General features: G+C 42.0%; 16 protein-coding genes. 13 read left to right on the top strand and 3 right to left on the bottom strand.

All coding sequences use genetic code 11. The features are described 5' to 3' along the window. The first annotated feature begins 6 nt into the window (after positions 1 to 6). The 4 genes from DYE48_RS04015 to DYE48_RS04000 are packed head-to-tail and all read left to right on the top strand — an operon-like array spanning position 7 to position 2,255. Positions 7 to 579: a nicotinate-nucleotide adenylyltransferase gene (locus DYE48_RS04015; protein WP_115822508.1), complete on the top strand. Its 573-nt coding sequence runs from the start codon at positions 7 to 9 to the stop codon at positions 577 to 579. After that, positions 563 to 1,123, top strand: coding sequence for a bis(5'-nucleosyl)-tetraphosphatase (symmetrical) YqeK (gene yqeK, locus DYE48_RS04010; protein WP_115822507.1), 561 nt, complete (start codon positions 563 to 565; stop codon positions 1,121 to 1,123). Before DYE48_RS04015 ends, yqeK begins: the two co-directional genes overlap by 17 nt. Before the next feature lie 45 nt (positions 1,124 to 1,168). Next, positions 1,169 to 1,522, top strand: a complete 354-nt coding sequence (rsfS, locus tag DYE48_RS04005) for a ribosome silencing factor (protein ID WP_089654329.1) — start codon at positions 1,169 to 1,171, stop codon at positions 1,520 to 1,522. Between the two features lie 16 nt (positions 1,523 to 1,538). Then, the gene (locus DYE48_RS04000; protein ID WP_244199365.1) at positions 1,539 to 2,255 is read left to right on the top strand and encodes a class I SAM-dependent DNA methyltransferase; all 717 of its coding nucleotides are present in this window, start codon (positions 1,539 to 1,541) and stop codon (positions 2,253 to 2,255) included. A gap of 331 nt (positions 2,256 to 2,586) precedes the next feature. Here the strand turns inward: DYE48_RS04000 and comER are convergent, their stop codons facing one another. Continuing rightward, positions 2,587 to 3,396, bottom strand: a complete 810-nt coding sequence (gene comER, locus DYE48_RS03995; protein ID WP_115822505.1) for a late competence protein ComER — start codon at positions 3,394 to 3,396, stop codon at positions 2,587 to 2,589. 72 nt (positions 3,397 to 3,468) lie between these two features. Between comER and DYE48_RS03990 the strand changes: the two genes are divergently transcribed. The 3 genes from DYE48_RS03990 to DYE48_RS03980 are packed head-to-tail and all read left to right on the top strand — an operon-like array spanning position 3,469 to position 6,931. Beyond that, positions 3,469 to 4,050: a helix-hairpin-helix domain-containing protein gene (locus DYE48_RS03990; RefSeq protein WP_167449439.1), complete on the top strand. Its 582-nt coding sequence runs from the start codon at positions 3,469 to 3,471 to the stop codon at positions 4,048 to 4,050. Positions 4,051 to 4,106: 56 nt separating this feature from the next. Further along, positions 4,107 to 4,664: a ComE operon protein 2 gene (locus DYE48_RS03985; protein WP_115822503.1), complete on the top strand. Its 558-nt coding sequence runs from the start codon at positions 4,107 to 4,109 to the stop codon at positions 4,662 to 4,664. Next, entirely contained in the window at positions 4,661 to 6,931 is a 2,271-nt protein-coding gene (locus DYE48_RS03980) for a DNA internalization-related competence protein ComEC/Rec2 (protein ID WP_115822502.1), read from the top strand. Before DYE48_RS03985 ends, DYE48_RS03980 begins: the two co-directional genes overlap by 4 nt. Positions 6,932 to 6,974: 43 nt before the next feature. On the opposite strand, the gene DYE48_RS03975 is transcribed toward DYE48_RS03980, so the two are convergent. Next, positions 6,975 to 7,109 carry a YqzM family protein gene (locus DYE48_RS03975; RefSeq protein ID WP_089654323.1) on the bottom strand — a complete coding sequence of 45 codons (135 nt, stop codon included), beginning with the start codon at positions 7,107 to 7,109 and terminating at the stop codon, positions 6,975 to 6,977. A 349-nt stretch (positions 7,110 to 7,458) separates the two neighbouring features. Between DYE48_RS03975 and holA the strand changes: the two genes are divergently transcribed. After that, on the top strand, positions 7,459 to 8,478 hold the full coding sequence (holA, locus tag DYE48_RS03970) for a DNA polymerase III subunit delta (RefSeq protein ID WP_089654322.1): 1,020 nt from the start codon (positions 7,459 to 7,461) through the stop codon (positions 8,476 to 8,478). Positions 8,479 to 8,684: 206 nt separating this feature from the next. Here the strand turns inward: holA and rpsT are convergent, their stop codons facing one another. Continuing rightward, positions 8,685 to 8,945: a 30S ribosomal protein S20 gene (gene rpsT / locus DYE48_RS03965; protein ID WP_089654321.1), complete on the bottom strand. Its 261-nt coding sequence runs from the start codon at positions 8,943 to 8,945 to the stop codon at positions 8,685 to 8,687. Positions 8,946 to 9,106: 161 nt separating this feature from the next. Here rpsT and gpr point away from each other — a divergent pair, with 161 nt between their 5' ends. The 5 genes from gpr to hemW all read left to right on the top strand — a co-directional run bounded on the left by gpr (position 9,107) and on the right by hemW (position 14,882). Beyond that, positions 9,107 to 10,198, top strand: a complete 1,092-nt coding sequence (gene gpr, locus DYE48_RS03960) for a GPR endopeptidase (RefSeq protein WP_089654320.1) — start codon at positions 9,107 to 9,109, stop codon at positions 10,196 to 10,198. Between the two features lie 78 nt (positions 10,199 to 10,276). Continuing rightward, positions 10,277 to 11,425, top strand: coding sequence for a stage II sporulation protein P (gene spoIIP / locus DYE48_RS03955; protein WP_115822501.1), 1,149 nt, complete (start codon positions 10,277 to 10,279; stop codon positions 11,423 to 11,425). Between the two features lie 15 nt (positions 11,426 to 11,440). Continuing rightward, complete coding sequence (locus DYE48_RS03950) at positions 11,441 to 11,758, top strand: hypothetical protein (protein ID WP_115822500.1); 318 nt, start codon at positions 11,441 to 11,443, stop codon at positions 11,756 to 11,758. 96 nt (positions 11,759 to 11,854) lie between these two features. After that, entirely contained in the window at positions 11,855 to 13,669 is a 1,815-nt protein-coding gene (gene lepA / locus DYE48_RS03945; RefSeq protein WP_115822499.1) for a translation elongation factor 4, read from the top strand. Between the two features lie 73 nt (positions 13,670 to 13,742). After that, positions 13,743 to 14,882, top strand: coding sequence for a radical SAM family heme chaperone HemW (gene hemW, locus DYE48_RS03940; protein WP_115822498.1), 1,140 nt, complete (start codon positions 13,743 to 13,745; stop codon positions 14,880 to 14,882). Positions 14,883 to 15,230: the final 348 nt, after the last annotated feature.

Here is a 15,230-nt window from a genome sequence, read left to right as displayed (position 1 = left end):
AGGTCAATGAAAAAAGTTGGAATTCTTGGCGGTACGTTCGACCCTATTCACCAAGGTCATTTAATTATGGGTGAGTTTTCCCGTGAGGCCATGGACCTTGATGAAGTATGGTTCATGCCTTCCTATATCCCCCCTCATAAGCAGGAGTCTTCAACTAAGCCTGAAACACGACTTGCCATGGTGCGGACAGCGATCAAGGAACATCCGCACTTCCGCATTTGTGATATTGAATTAGTCCGGAAGGGGACATCGTTCACGGTTGATACCATGACTGATTTGGTGGAGCAATTTCCTGACTATCAGTTCTTCTTTATCATTGGAGGAGACATGGTTGAGCATTTACCGAAATGGCACCGGGTTGAAGACCTTTCGAAAATGGTCCAATTTATTGGGGTTGAAAGGCCTGGGTATGGGTGGAATAATGAAATTCCTGTCCATTTTGTTGATATTCCCTCAGTCGATGTATCTTCCACGATGATACGCGAACGTATTTCACAAGGGAGAAGCGTTCTGTATTTACTCCCGGAAGTTGTGGATTCTTTTATAAAGGAGCATCATCTGTATGAAAATAAGTCGTGAGGAGGCACTTGAATATGTGCGTCCTGCCTTGAAAACCTCCAGATACGAACACACAGTGAGAGTGACAGACCAGGCGGTTGAACTTGCTGAGCGGTTTCAAGCAGATGTTAAAAAGGCGGAACTGGCAGCTGCATTCCATGATTATGCGAAGTATAAACCTGTAGAGCTCATGGAACGTTGGATTGAGAGTGACCGTCGCCTGCCTAAGGCTCTATTGGATTATCATCATGAGTTGTGGCATGGACCAGTAGGGGCGTTGATGATTGAACAAGAGGTCGGGCTTACAGATGGTGAAATTATTTCTGCCATCAGCTGCCACACAACAGGAAAAAAACACATGTCCACGTTGGATAAAGTAGTGTTTTTAGCTGATTATATAGAACCCGGCCGTGAGTTTCCTGGAGTAGATCAAGTACGGAAGAAAGCAGAAGAAAATTTGGATGAAGCATGTGCCTTAGCTTTGAAAAATACAATCATTTTTCTTATTGGTAAGGAAAGGACCGTTTATCCGGACACGTTTCATGCATATAATGACTTAATATGATCAATGGATCATGGAAAAGATAGAGATGAAATAGGGAGGAAACCCATGGAAAGTAAAGAATTGGTAAATTTAGCAGCACAAGCGTGCGATGAAAAAAGAGCACAGGATATCGTTGTTTTAGATATGTCAGAAGTTTCTTTAATCGCGGACTATTTTCTAATCTGTGAAGGGTCCAATGAACGCCAAGTGCAAGCCATTGCGAGGGAATTGAAAAATCAAGCAGAAGAAAATGGGATAGAAGTGAAGCGAATGGAAGGGTTTGAGCAAGCCCGCTGGGTACTTGTCGACCTTAATGATATCGTTTGCCACATCTTCCATAAAGATGAACGCCATTACTACAATTTGGAAAGACTATGGGGCGATGCAGACACAGTCGCTGTAGAAGGATTAGAAAACTAATATGAGCTACGGGGATATGGCGCGTGTATACGATCTCCTTATGCAGGATGCACCCTACGGTCAATGGGTGGATTTTACGAAGGAAATACTTCAACAGTACCGTCCAGAAGGTCAAAAAATACTTGATGTAGGTTGTGGAACAGGGGAGATCACCCATCGCCTCCATAATGAAGGTTATCATATGACGGGGATCGATTTGTCATCTGATATGTTGGCCGTCGCGCAAAAGAAAAATCCTCGGGCTGCAATCGAATGGATTCAACAGGATATGACTTCATTAGAAGGTTTAGCTGATTACGACTGTGTCATCAGTTACTGTGATGTATTCAACTATTTAACAGATGAACAGAAGGTACAGCAAGCGTTCCGTTCCATTTATCAATCCCTTGCTAACGGGGGAGTATTTATGTTTGATGTGCACTCTATAGATCATATTCGTAATGATCTCAGTGGTGCAACATTTGCTGAAGTCCGTGATGATCTATCTTTCATTTGGTTCTGTGATCCCGGAGAGCTGGAAAATAGCCTTGTACATGATTTAACATTCTTTGTAGAAGATGATGGTAAATATCAACGTTTTGATGAAATTCATGAACAGCGAGGGTATGATCATAAAGCTTTGCAATCCTGGCTCACCCGATCAGGTTTCAAAGCCCAAGGAGTCTTTTCGGATTTTAGTGAGACGCCTTCCATTGAAGGAGAACGATGGTTGTTTGTCTGTACAAAAGGATAGAAGTTATGAAAGAGTCCGTAAATAGCGGACTCTTTTTTAGGTTGCTCTGTCCGTATTCTTGAAGACTTGATTTTCGAGATGTTTGTGTGAAAGGAACCGGGGTGTCGAGGAATGACTCGCTTTCCACAGGAGCCCTTGCTCTCAGGCTAAGCAAAAGGTCTCACTAAGCCCTCTATTCCAGCAGGAGGCTCCCCATTCCCCGCCGCCCTTTACCATATAAGTATCTCGACACCACTTCAATGAATAGCGAAGCCTATCTTAATAGAGATTAGATCCTGCAATAAAAGCATGGTTATTGCAGGAAAATTGGATCTTTTGTCGAATGTGTAACTTATAAATTAATGTGTTTTTTATCTTCTTTATGTTTATTTTGAGTAGCTTCAAACATTTTTTGAAACAATGGCCCAATGTGATCTTCTAGAGCTTGTAACCCCTCTCCCGTAACCCCACCCTTTACAGTCACTTTTTCCATTAATTCTTCCAGAGTCATTACTTTTTGTGCTAAAAGTTCTCCCAGTCCAACCATCATATTTTCTGTTAATGACGTCGCTTTATCTTTAGGAAGTTCCGCAATATCACCAGCAGCTGCTATCCATTGGCTGAGCAGGTAACTGATGAATGCAGGCCCGCATGATACGATGTCTGATGCTACACGGATATGTTTTTCTTCAACTTCGATAGGTGTGGAAATGTGTTTGAAAGTCTCTTTTAATAAGTCGCGATTCTCCTTTTTTATCTTTGATCCAAAAGTGAATAAACTTACCCCAGACCATGCATGATTCGTTATAGATGGTACAATCCGTGCAACCTGACAAGGCGTGACTTTTTCTAATTGATCCACTGCGACCGGGCTTGTAATGGAGACAAGACATTGATTTTCAGACCATTTTCCTTCTAATTCATCGATGATGTTTTTGTAATGATGCGGCTTGACGCATATGAAAATGATGTCACTGTTATTTTGCAGCTCAGATACATTCTTCGCTACATGAAGCTTTGGAAATTCTTCTTGGATCTTTTCCGCTTTTTCTATGGTTCGGTTGTAAATCGTCAACTTCTCAGCAGGTACGGCTCCGCTCTTAATAAGCGTAGAGATGAGCATACTCCCCATATTCCCTGTGCCGATGATTCCCCATTTCATTGGAATCCCTCCTTAATGATTACCTATATATCCTTATTCTGAAAATATTCAATTATGAAAGAAGGTAAGAGAATGAGCGTATTAAAAAGATACGTGTGGGTGTTTATTGTCCTGGCAGTCACTGGTGTTCTTTATTTTTTCAAGCCTGCAGATGATGCTGAGAGCCATATGGTCGAAATGGAAGTGGAGCAGACGGACACTCTTGAAACAGTCGAAGAAGCTCCTGGTTCTGTTTCTGTAAAAGTCGATGTAAAAGGGGAAGTGCATCATCCCGGTGTATATACAATGAAAGAAGAAACAAGAGTTGACGATGCTATCAAAGAAGCCGGGGGAATGACAGAAGAGGCTGACCCTACGAGTGTGAATTTGGCGCAAAGAATACAAGATGAAATGGTGATCTTTGTAGCCTCCGAACGAGTATCATCCGATGAAATAGTCGAAAAGGGTTCACAAGCAGCTGAAAAAATAAGCATTAACCGTGCTTCAGCAAGTGAAATGGAAAAATTGAATGGAATTGGACCCTCGAAAGCTGCTAGTATTATCAAGTATAGAGAAGAGAATGGCCCATTTTCTTCTCTGGAAGATCTAGTGAACGTCCCTGGAATAGGTGAAAAGACGTTGGAAAATCTCAAGGAAATGATCACCGTTCCGTAAGTTTGACGGAACGCATACGTCAGAGTAAACTTGATGAAAAAAGTGGAGGTTACATAATGGAGCGGATTACTTGGAATCAATACTTTATGTCACAAAGCTATTTGTTAAAATCACGCAGCACTTGTCAGAGGTTAGCTGTAGGCGCTGTTATTGTAAGAGATAAGCGAATGATTGCCGGGGGATACAATGGAAGTGTATCGGGAGGTGTTCATTGCATTGATGAGGGATGCTATGTAGTGGATGGTCATTGTGTCCGTACCATTCATGCCGAAATGAACGCACTCCTGCAGTGTTCAAAGTTCGGTGTTGCTACAGAAGGGGCAGAAATTTACGTGACTCATTTTCCGTGTCTGCATTGTACAAAGGCAATTATTCAAGCGGGGATAGAAGCCGTTTATTATAGTGAAGATTACAAAAATGACCCCTACGCTATTGAAGTCCTGCAACAGTCAGGTGTTCGTGTACAAAAGGTTCCGGTTGAAAAGGAACCGCTTCAATTTGAGCACAAGCTTCTCATTAAACAGATGCTTGAGAAACTTGAAATGATGGAAGATCCTGAATCTGAACAGCTTGTAAAAGAAGCATCACAACTCTTAAAGCTTGAGAGCCGGTGATTTTTTTGAGAGGATCCTGGCACATCCCCGTCTTAGCTTTTGTGCTTGGCGGGGTGTTATCCATTCAAGAAGGATTCACTTTTTTTGTATTTGTGTTTATTATGCTTTACTGGCTCATCAATTACCGCCGGCATCTTCTCTTTCTATTTATTCTTTTTCTGTTTGGAATAGGTGGATATATCCACCTTTCCCCAAGCACCTCTTCCTTTTACCCTCAACTCCTCGATCATGAATCAAGAGAAGGTACAATTGTTTCTGATGTAACAGAAACGGCTCAATCAATCTCCATGGTGGTGAAAGGGGAAGAAGGAAAATTTCTAGTCCGTTTTTTGAAAGAGAATGAGAATGATTTTTCTCCCGGGTGGAAGCATGGAGCCTTATGTACGGTGAAAGGAAAGGCAGAACCTTTAGATAGTGCTCGGAATCCAGGGCAGTTTGATTATCGTGCTTATATGGCAGACAAAGGCATTCATGCTCAAATCCTCATAAATGATGAAGCAGCTCTACAGTGTGAAGGAGAATCGTGGATCAGCCATTTGTACGACACAAGGAAACAATTGAAATTGACTGTTAAAGAACGTGTTCACCTAGGTACTTATATATGGATGGAGGCTCTAATATTTGGAGATACAGGCCTGATCGACGCATCGACGGTTGAATGGTTTAGAGCGTTTAACTTGTCCCACATTCTAGCCATATCAGGACTTCACGTTGGGCTTACACTTGGGGGGACTTACTTTCTTTTGTACCGTACAGGTCTGGCAACCAAAAAACAATCCAAGCTTTTTTTGCTATTACTATTGCCTTTTTATATGTTTATTTCGGGTGGTGCTCCATCTGTCATGCGCGCTGGGTTAATGGGCGTGCTTCTTATCTTCACAAGCTCCTTCCAAAAAAAGATCCCCCTAATCGACATCCTTTCCTTCACTTGTCTATTCTTATTGGTTTCTTCTCCGTCTTATTTTTACCACCTTGGTTTTCAATTTTCGTTTTTAGTTACTTTTAGTTTGTTACTCACTATTCCAATTTTGAAACAATATGAAAGTAAATGGATGCAGTCAGCGGTCATAGGGATGGTGAGTCAGCTATCACTTCTTGCATTGCAAATCCATTATTTTTATGAATTTCAGCCCTTTTCTTTATGGATGAACATGATTGCTGTTCCATATTTTTCGTTTTTTGTAATCCCCTTTTTGATGATCCTCTTTATCCTATCCCTTCTCGCCCCTGCCTTATGTTCGGTTCTTTCTCGTGCATTTGCCATCGTCCATGAATCTGTTCTGTCCTTTCTAATAAGGTTATCAAAATATCTTGATTACCCTTGGGTGATTGGTGAACTTCCCCCTATTTATATCGTTGTGTATATATGCTTTTTTTTAGTGGTGATGAGGAATTGGGAACAAAAGAAAAACGTGAAGGCTTTTACTGCTTCCCTTGCCGTGGTTTCTGTACTTGTTTTTTATAGTTCGACTCCATATTTCTCAAAGGAGGGTGTCGTAACTATGTTGGATGTCGGTCAGGGCGATTCGTTCGTTATAGAACTGCCTTATAGGAAAGGTGTCGTTATGATTGATGCAGCGGGACCCCCGATTTTTACAACGAACAAGGAAAAGACAGCGAAGGAAGTAATCTTGCCTTATTTACAGTCACGAGGGATTGATCATATTGATGCTTTATTTATCACTCACGAAGATTCGGATCACAGCGGAAGTATTCCTTTTATTCTTGAAGCCGTGGATGTCGATCGAATGTACGTCAGTCCTTTTCATACCGAGAAATACGAAAGTGAGGTAAGAGTGGAGAGAGTAAGCGCAGAACAAAGCGTTTGGGTAGGAGGCCATGAATTTCGTGTCGTGCACCCAGTTATAGATCAAGATCATGGTGACCCAAATGACAATTCGCTCGTATTGGATAGCGTAATAGGTGGGAAGCGGTGGCTTTTCACGGGGGATATATCTGCTCCTATTGAGAGGGAAATCGTAAAGAGAAACCGTATAGGGCAGAAAGATGTATTGAAAGTTGCCCATCACGGAAGTCATACATCAACATCAGAAGAGTTATTGAAGCGGGTGAATCCTAAGATCGGGTTGATTTCAGCCGGTGTAGACAACAGGTATGGTCATCCTCATGAAGAGGTAGTGGAAAGATTGACCGAGCATGGAGTTGTATTGCTTCAAACCAATCGACATGGAGCCGTCCAATACATTTTTTCTGGGCAAAGTGGAACGTTTTCAACATTTTTCCCGTATAATGCGAGCAGAGAATAAAAAAAGACTGCCGAAAACAGCAGCCTTCCGGTTTTGTATCCAATTACTGTCCGAGAAAAGAAAACAAAACACCGATGAAGAAAATAACGAAGAAGAAAACAAATGAAAATACAAACCCTAACCCAGAGTCGATCACATCATTAGTTTTGGATTGAATATCGTTTTTAAACTCGTTCACTGTTACCCCTCCTATATCAATTATTAAGTATAGTCCATTTTTAACCAAAAATCTACATTTACCGGGCATGAAAACGAATTTTCATTGATGATTCATACCTTTCCCACTCCTAGCAAGACTTGTCACAGATAATTCTTACGTAAGCGGTCAAACTAAACGCAAGAGAGGAACAACATCGTCCTCTCCAAGAGCTCCCGGGGCTTTTGGAATGGCGTTTATATAGATGGTTCATACGGCGATATCAGCACACCATTTTGACAGAAATTCCAAAGAAACATAAAATGGTGACACTGAGTTCCCCTTAATGGGGCGCCGTACTCTTTTTTTATAAAGGAAGGACAACCACATTATGGTCAATGTAAAACAATCACAAGTGTACTTATTATATGGGGAAGAATCCTATTTAATTCAAGAACATAAAAATAAAATCATTGAAAAAACATTAAAGAAAGAAGACCGGGAGTTTAATATTTCCCAGTATGATTTAGAAGAGACACCTATTGAGGATGTCATTACAGATGCAGAAACCTTTCCATTTCTTGGTGAAGGGAAAGTGGTTATTGCCAATCATCCCGTCTTTTTAAAGGCGAAGCCGGATAAACTTCCGTTCGAGCATGACACGGAGGTGCTGCTGGAATACCTACAAAATCCTGCGGAATACACGGTGCTTATTCTAGTTGCTCCTTATGAAAAGCTGGATGAACGGAAAAAAGTGTTCAAACAATTAAAAAAGAACGGAGAAGTCATCAGTTGCCAGCCGGTTAAAGAATGGGACGTTGACAAATGGGTCCAAACATTAGCGAATGATTTACATATCACCGTTCCTCCAGAGATTCATGAACTGTTCACTCAAGAAATTGGTGCAAATCTTATGGCGCTTAGAAAAGAAATGGAAAAATTGGCTTTGTATGTCGGAGAAGGCGGCGTTGTCACGAGAGAAATCGCAGAGCAGCTTCTTTCCCACAGTGCAGAAGCTTCAGGGCTTAAACTTGTCGATGCCGTCATGGAAAAAGATTTGGGTCGAGCCATTCGGATTTATAAAGATCTGGAAAAACTGAATGAGGAGCCGATCGCTTTAACTGCCCTTCTGGCTTCTCAATTCAGGATTATCAGTCAAGCGAAGGTACTCAAACAAAAAGGATACGGCCAAAATCAAATGAAAAGTTATATTAAGGCCCACCCTTACGTTATAAAAATGGCGCTTAAAAGAGAGCGTGCCTTCACCCAACAGGAACTGGATCAAATTATGAATCAACTTGCAGAAACTGACTACAATTTGAAGCAGGGGAAAATGGAGAAAGCCCTGGCTTTTGAAATGCTTCTCTATCGCTTGATCAACATCAAACAAAACACACCCGTTTCTTCATAATTATTGATCCAATATACTTGATCACGAGTCGTTTTCAAGCCAACCTGATCCCTAACATAACGGCTCTAATAATTTTGAAATTGAGTCTTCCATTTAATGAAGATTAAACGAAAAGAAGCCCTCCGATGAATCGGAGGGCTTCTTTCATGTAAAAACGACCCATTCAAGAAAGAAGGATCGTCTGTTGGTCATAAATTACGAATGAATTATAATGCGTTGACTAGTTTAGTTAGGCGGGATTTTTTACGGTTCCCTGTGTTTTGAGGAAGGGCACCACGTTGAACAGCTTTGTCGATTTTCTTAACAGCTGTAGGAAGTGCTTCTTTCGCGTTCTCTACATCCTTGCTTTCAACAAGCTTTTCTACACGTTTAACCGCTGTACGCATGTCAGATTTGAAAGCTGCATTCAAGGAACGAGCGTCATCATTCGTACGTACACGTTTTTTCGCTGATTTAATGTTAGGCATAGTTTCACCTCCTAGGTAAAAACAAAAAACTCATTCATATCGAACAAGAGACATTTTACCAGAGCGGTAAGCTGTTTTCAATACTTATCTCATTACCAATCCCTTCATTTGCATAGTTTTTATCTGCTTGGGAGAAGATTTTCTTAAGGAGGTTGAAGTGAATGGAGGAAAATTTCGACTACACGTTGAGAACGGACCTGGCACTTGAGGCACAGGAAATGAATGTGAAAGATGAACCCGGATCCTCAGATACTGATGGGGTTGAGGTTCATGAAAATGAAAAGAATGATATTAAAATCACGTATGTAACGGTAGATGAAGCGGGTGCTGAACGAATTGGGAAGAAAGCGGGGCATTATGTCACGTTAGAATCGCTCGCTATTCGTAAGCAGGATCATCAATTGCAAGTGAATTTATCCAAAACGTTATCCGGCCAGCTAAGAAAATTGATGAATGAGTGTGGAATAAAGGATATGGACCGTGGGTTAATTGTCGGCCTTGGTAACCAAAATGTGACCCCGGATGCTTTAGGACCATTGGTAACAGAAGAAGTCTATGTAACGAGCCACTTATTTGAGCTTCATCCGGAAACCGTATCTGATGGCTACCGTCCCGTATCTGCTTTCACGCCCGGGGTCATGGGTGTCACTGGTATTGAAACCAGTGATATGGTCCATGGAATCATAGAACAAACGAAACCGGATTTCGTTCTGGTCATCGATGCTCTTGCATCACGTTCAATCAATCGCATCAATGCGACCATACAACTCTCTGATACGGGGATCCACCCAGGCTCTGGTGTGGGCAACAAGCGGAAAGAAATCAGCCGAGAGACATACGGGATTCCTGTGATCTCCATTGGTGTACCAACAGTAGTAGATGCGGTGACCATCACGAGTGATGCGATTGATTATGTGTTAAAACATTTTGGCAGAGAGTGGCGGGAAAAAGACCGTCCGTCCAATGCTTTGTCACCTGCCATGAACCCGTTTGAAAGAAAGACGCTGACGGCTGAAGACCACCCGAATGAAGAGCAAAGCAAAGCGGTCATGGGCATGTTCGGCCAATTAGAAGAGATGGAAAAGAAACAACTGATTAAAGAAGTGCTGACCCCTCTGGGCCACAATTTGATGGTCACACCTAAAGAGGTGGACAGCTTTATCCAGGACATGGCTCATGTCATTGCTAAAGGGATCAATGGGGCCTTGCATCCGGGTATAGAAGATGGAGAAGCACAATCTTATTTGAAATAATGATTTAATAGAGAGGTTCTATTAAATTCCTCTCTCTCATACCATTTACTAGATAGTGGATGAGGGGGAGGATTTTTCATGTCTCGTTACCCGATCATGAAGAAAAATAAGAAAAGTTATATGAAGCAGGGGACAAGGTGGACCATCATCGCAGTCACCGTTTTGCTTTTATTATTTATTGGTATCGGTATTCTTACAGGGGCAAAAACGACCTATCGTATTTATTCAAGTACGATACAAGAATGGACAACCAAGCTTGAAGGCAGTGCTTTTTTATATCTGTTCGAAATGGAAAACCGCTCCTTTAAAGATGCCCATCCGGAAGGGAATCGAATTCCGAGCTTGACCACATTGTCTTTTCAACTACTCACGAGCCTAACACCGAATGATCCAAGAAGCCTCCTGGGAAGGGAAATCCCTGGATTGTCTTCTTACAACAGTCAAATTATCATTGCTGGTAAAGGGACGGACTATTCCACACTCCCTATTGAGTCAGAACCTCCTATGATCGTAGATGACCGAGGGGAAGAAGGGGATGTGGAAGAAAATAACGAAGACGAAGGCAAACTGGAAGAGAAACCAGTGGGTGAAGATCGTGTTTACATTTACCACACGCACAACACAGAATCTTTTTATCCACACTTACCGGATGAGTCCACGGACCACGATGGAAAAGTAAATATTACTCTTATTGGAGAACGTCTTGGCGAAGGGTTAGAAAAAAGAGGGATTGGAACGATTGTTGATACAACAGATGTAGCTGCATTAAGAAGTGAAAAAGGAATGGAATATTATCAATCCTATGATGCCGTGAGACCCGTTGTTGAAGAAGCCATCAGTCAGAATGGTGACATCCGATATTTGTTTGACCTTCATAGGGATTCACTTTCCAAGGAGCACACTACAACGACGATCAACGGAAAAAATTACGCGCGTTTCGCTTTTGTCATAGGTGCGGAACACCCTCAATATGAACAGAACTTACAACTCGCATCCAAAATTCATCAGCTTCTCGAGGAGAAATATCCAGGGATCAGCCGAGGAGTCATTACGAAAAAGGGTTCCGGGGTAGACGGCATTTATAACCAGGACTTGCATCCGAATGCCATACTTATCGAGTTTGGCGGAGTTTATAATCATTTAGATGAGTTGTATCGTTCAGCAGATGTGATGGCTGAAGTTTTCAGTGATTATTACTTCGAGGATGAAAAAGTATCCACAGATTGATGGAGGAGGGGCGCAATGAAATGGTTGGCGGGGGGACTCATCGTTATCATTGTTTTTGTGACGGGAGCTTTTTATGGCATTGATAAAACGAACGAAAAGCTGAATGACCGGCCCGCTGTGGTGACGACTCAAATATCAGAGCAAGAAGTGGATCATAGCGTGGAAAAGCAAACATCCATATCACCGGGTTCCGATGATTTTTGCGCCCCTCCTAATATAGAATCTGGAGCACCCTGGATCTCTAAGCTTGCCGGAGGGATGGGGCAAGGGGTAGCTTCGAGCTTCAATGGAGTCATCGTTGTTTTGTCTGAAATCATCCAGTCGGGAGAATAAGATTCAGATGTTGTTGGGGTTTACATTGAATAATGCTAGCCGTATTGCTATAATCAACCTAGATATTTGTGTCGAATTCAGTAGGAGTGATTTAAGTTGACAGCACAATCTAAACAAGAAAGGGTCCGCAATTTTTCGATTATTGCCCATATCGACCATGGGAAATCGACGCTTGCAGACCGTATTCTGGAAAAAACGAAAGCTTTAACACAAAGAGAAATGAAAGAACAATTCCTTGATGCAATGGATCTTGAACGTGAACGTGGAATCACGATTAAATTAAATGCCGTTCAATTGTCTTATGAAGCGAACGATGGACAGGATTATACGTTCCACTTAATTGATACCCCGGGCCACGTCGACTTTACATATGAGGTCTCTCGTAGTTTAGCGGCCTGTGAAGGGGCGATCCTGGTTGTAGATGCTGCCCAGGGAATAGAAGCACAAACATTAGCCAATGTTTATCTAGCACTGGAAAACGATTTGGAAATCATCCCGGTCATTAATAAAATTGACCTTCCTGGTGCAGATCCTGAGCGGATTAAACAAGAAATTGAAGATGTCATCGGGATCGATGCTTCTGATGCCATTCTTGCTTCAGCTAAAGAAGGAGTAGGAATCGATGAGATTTTAGAGCGGATCGTAAGCGATATTCCTGCTCCTGAGGGCGATGTCAAAGATCCGACAAAGGCTCTGATTTTCGATTCCTTGTACGATTCTTACAGAGGTGTGGTTGCCTATACCTGTGTTCGTGAAGGCTCTATCAAACTTGGCGATAAAATTAAAATGATGGCGACGGGTAAAGAATTCGAAGTGAACGAACTGGGTGTGTTCCGCCCGACCCCGACCCCATTGAAAGAGTTGAATGTCGGGGATGTCGGTTATTTGACGGCATCAATTAAAAATATCGGCGACAGTCGTGTGGGGGACACCATTACACTTGCCAATAACCCTGCAGCCGAACCACTGCCTGGTTATAAAAAGATGAATCCGATGGTGTTCTGCGGAATGTATCCTGTAGATGCGAGCAAATATAACGACCTTAGAGATGCTCTTGAACGCTTGGAACTTAATGATTCATCCCTTCAATTTGAACCGGAAACTTCCCAAGCACTTGGTTTTGGGTTCCGTTGTGGTTTCTTGGGAATGCTTCATATGGAAATCATTCAAGAACGTATCGAACGGGAATATAAGATCGATCTTATTACGACCGCACCAAGTGTTATATATCAGGTGACACTTACAGATGGATCCGTCTTCAATGTGGATAATCCTTCCATGATGCCGGATAACCAGAAACTTGAAGAAGTTCAGGAACCTTTTGTTAAAGCAACGGTCATGGTCCCTAACGATTATGTCGGTCCAGTCATGGAAATCTGTCAGCGTAAACGTGGTAATTTCATGGATATGCAGTATTTAGATGACAATAGGGTCAATATCGTTTATGAGATTCCATTGTCTGAAATTGTTTATGATTTCTTTGATTCCCTGAAATCTCAAACAAAAGGATATGCATCCTTTGATTACGAGTTGATTGGGTACCGTGTCTCCAACCTCGTGAAAATGGATATCTTGTTGAATGGGGATACCATTGATGCATTGTCCTTCATCGTACACCGTGACTTTGCGTATGAACGCGGAAAGCTCATTGCTGAAAAGCTTAAGGAATTAATTCCAAGACAGCAATTTGAAGTTCCTGTCCAAGCCGCGATCGGAAATAAAATTGTGGCTCGAACGACGATCAAAGCGATGCGTAAAAACGTTCTTTCCAAATGTTACGGCGGAGACATTTCCCGTAAGCGTAAATTGCTTGAAAAGCAAAAAGAAGGGAAGAAGCGCATGAAGATGGTCGGATCTGTCGAGGTCCCTCAAGAGGCCTTCATGTCGGTCCTTGACTTGAACGAAGACTAAAGCTAAAGGAAGACAGTTGAAACCGCAGGAGATTTTTCTCTTGCGGTTTTCCTTATGAAAGGTGGTAACATCCATGAAAATCCCATCCGCATATATTCACATCCCTTTTTGTCAGCAGATTTGTCACTATTGTGATTTTACGAAGTTTTTCTATAATGAGCGACTGGCAGATGAATATTTAGAAGCACTGGAAAAAGAAATTCACACCTATATCCCTGGAGAAAAAGCGAGTTTACGAACCATTTTTGTCGGAGGCGGAACCCCGACAGCCGTGAACCATAAGCAGTTAGAAAAGCTTTTACAAATGATTGATGATCATTTTGATATTGCTGGCTGTGAAGAATACACCTTTGAAGCAAATCCTGGTGATTTAGATGTGGAAAAAGTACGTTTGTTAAAAGAGTATGGCGTCGATCGTATATCACTCGGAGTTCAAGTCTTCGATGATGATATGCTGGAAAAGATTGGTCGTGTACACAAAGTAAAAGATGTTTATACGAATATTGATCGTCTAGTTCAGGCGGGTTTAACGAATGTGAGTATAGATCTTATGTATGCTCTCCCGGGACAAACGGTTGAAGATTTTGAAAAAACCATTGATGAAGCGATGCAGTTCGGCTTACCGCATTATTCTTCCTACTCTCTACAAATTGAACCGAAAACTGTGTTTTATCAACGGTACAAAAAGGGTAAGCTTTCCAAGGCGAAAGAAGATGATGAAGCAGAAATGTACGAATTACTACAGCGTAAATTAGCAGAAGCTGGCGCTGTGCAGTATGAAATCAGCAACTTTGCCAAGCCTGGGTTTGAAAGTAAACACAACCTGACATACTGGAATAATGAATATTATTATGGAATCGGAGCGGGTGCTCATGGGTATCTTCCGGGTAAACGGACAATAAATATCCGTCCTCTGCCTGCCTATGTGAAGAAAGCCACGGAAGATGGAAAACCCGTTCTCCACGAGGAACCTATTGGTCTGAAAGAACAGCTGGAGGAAGAAATGTTTCTCGGCCTCAGAAAGACACAAGGGGTATCGAAAGAGCTCTTCCAACAAAAGTATGGGAAAACACTTGTAGATGTTTTCGGAAACAAGCTTACGGAACTGAGAGAGCGCTCCTTAATAGCAGAAGACGCTGACCATATTCGTCTCACATCCAAAGGTCGCATTCTTGGTAATGAAGTATTCCAAGAGTTCTTATTAGATGAATAACGATATCTACACGTTCCTCATCTATAAATGGTCGCCATAAGAAAGGTCCGTTGATTTACAATGATATGGGTAGGGTGGGTAAAGGTGAGAATTCCGCAAAAGAAGGAGCTAGGCGATACACCTCGAGGGCCTTGTTAAAGATGGGTTTCCAGTGCCTCCTTAGCGAGTCTGTTTCCTTCTCCCAACCCGAACTCTTATTGCGTCACTGTCTATAACTTCCTGTCTTCAAAATGGGTGCTTTAGGGAACGGAACATCAAGTATAAAAGGGACATTTTCTAAAAGAGAAGAAGGACAGGGAGGAACGACTAAAAAAAAGAGCTTTATCCGTTGACATCCCTCAACCCTTT

The organism is Halobacillus trueperi (assembly GCF_003386945.1).
Classification (GTDB): Bacteria; Bacillota; Bacilli; order Bacillales; family Halobacillaceae; genus Halobacillus; species Halobacillus aidingensis.
Note: the sequence above shows the minus strand (reverse complement) of the source record. Positions and strands in the feature narration are given on the sequence as shown.

Excerpts from the sequence above, each read along its gene's own strand:
- DYE48_RS04015 (WP_115822508.1), top strand. The coding sequence starts at position 7 with ATGAAAAAAGTTGGAATTCTTGGCGGTACGTTCGACCCTATTCACCAA.
- holA (WP_089654322.1), top strand. The coding sequence starts at position 7,459 with ATGGTCAATGTAAAACAATCACAAGTGTACTTATTATATGGGGAAGAA.
- comER (WP_115822505.1), bottom strand. The coding sequence starts at position 3,396 with ATGAAATGGGGAATCATCGGCACAGGGAATATGGGGAGTATGCTCATC.
- DYE48_RS03985 (WP_115822503.1), top strand. The coding sequence starts at position 4,107 with ATGGAGCGGATTACTTGGAATCAATACTTTATGTCACAAAGCTATTTG.
- rsfS (WP_089654329.1), top strand. The coding sequence starts at position 1,169 with ATGGAAAGTAAAGAATTGGTAAATTTAGCAGCACAAGCGTGCGATGAA.
- DYE48_RS04000 (WP_244199365.1), top strand. The coding sequence starts at position 1,539 with ATGGCGCGTGTATACGATCTCCTTATGCAGGATGCACCCTACGGTCAA.
- spoIIP (WP_115822501.1), top strand. The coding sequence starts at position 10,277 with ATGTCTCGTTACCCGATCATGAAGAAAAATAAGAAAAGTTATATGAAG.
- yqeK (WP_115822507.1), top strand. The coding sequence starts at position 563 with ATGAAAATAAGTCGTGAGGAGGCACTTGAATATGTGCGTCCTGCCTTG.
- hemW (WP_115822498.1), top strand. The coding sequence starts at position 13,743 with ATGAAAATCCCATCCGCATATATTCACATCCCTTTTTGTCAGCAGATT.
- DYE48_RS03950 (WP_115822500.1), top strand. The coding sequence starts at position 11,441 with ATGAAATGGTTGGCGGGGGGACTCATCGTTATCATTGTTTTTGTGACG.
- rpsT (WP_089654321.1), bottom strand. The coding sequence starts at position 8,945 with ATGCCTAACATTAAATCAGCGAAAAAACGTGTACGTACGAATGATGAC.
- gpr (WP_089654320.1), top strand. The coding sequence starts at position 9,107 with ATGGAGGAAAATTTCGACTACACGTTGAGAACGGACCTGGCACTTGAG.
- DYE48_RS03990 (WP_167449439.1), top strand. The coding sequence starts at position 3,469 with ATGAGCGTATTAAAAAGATACGTGTGGGTGTTTATTGTCCTGGCAGTC.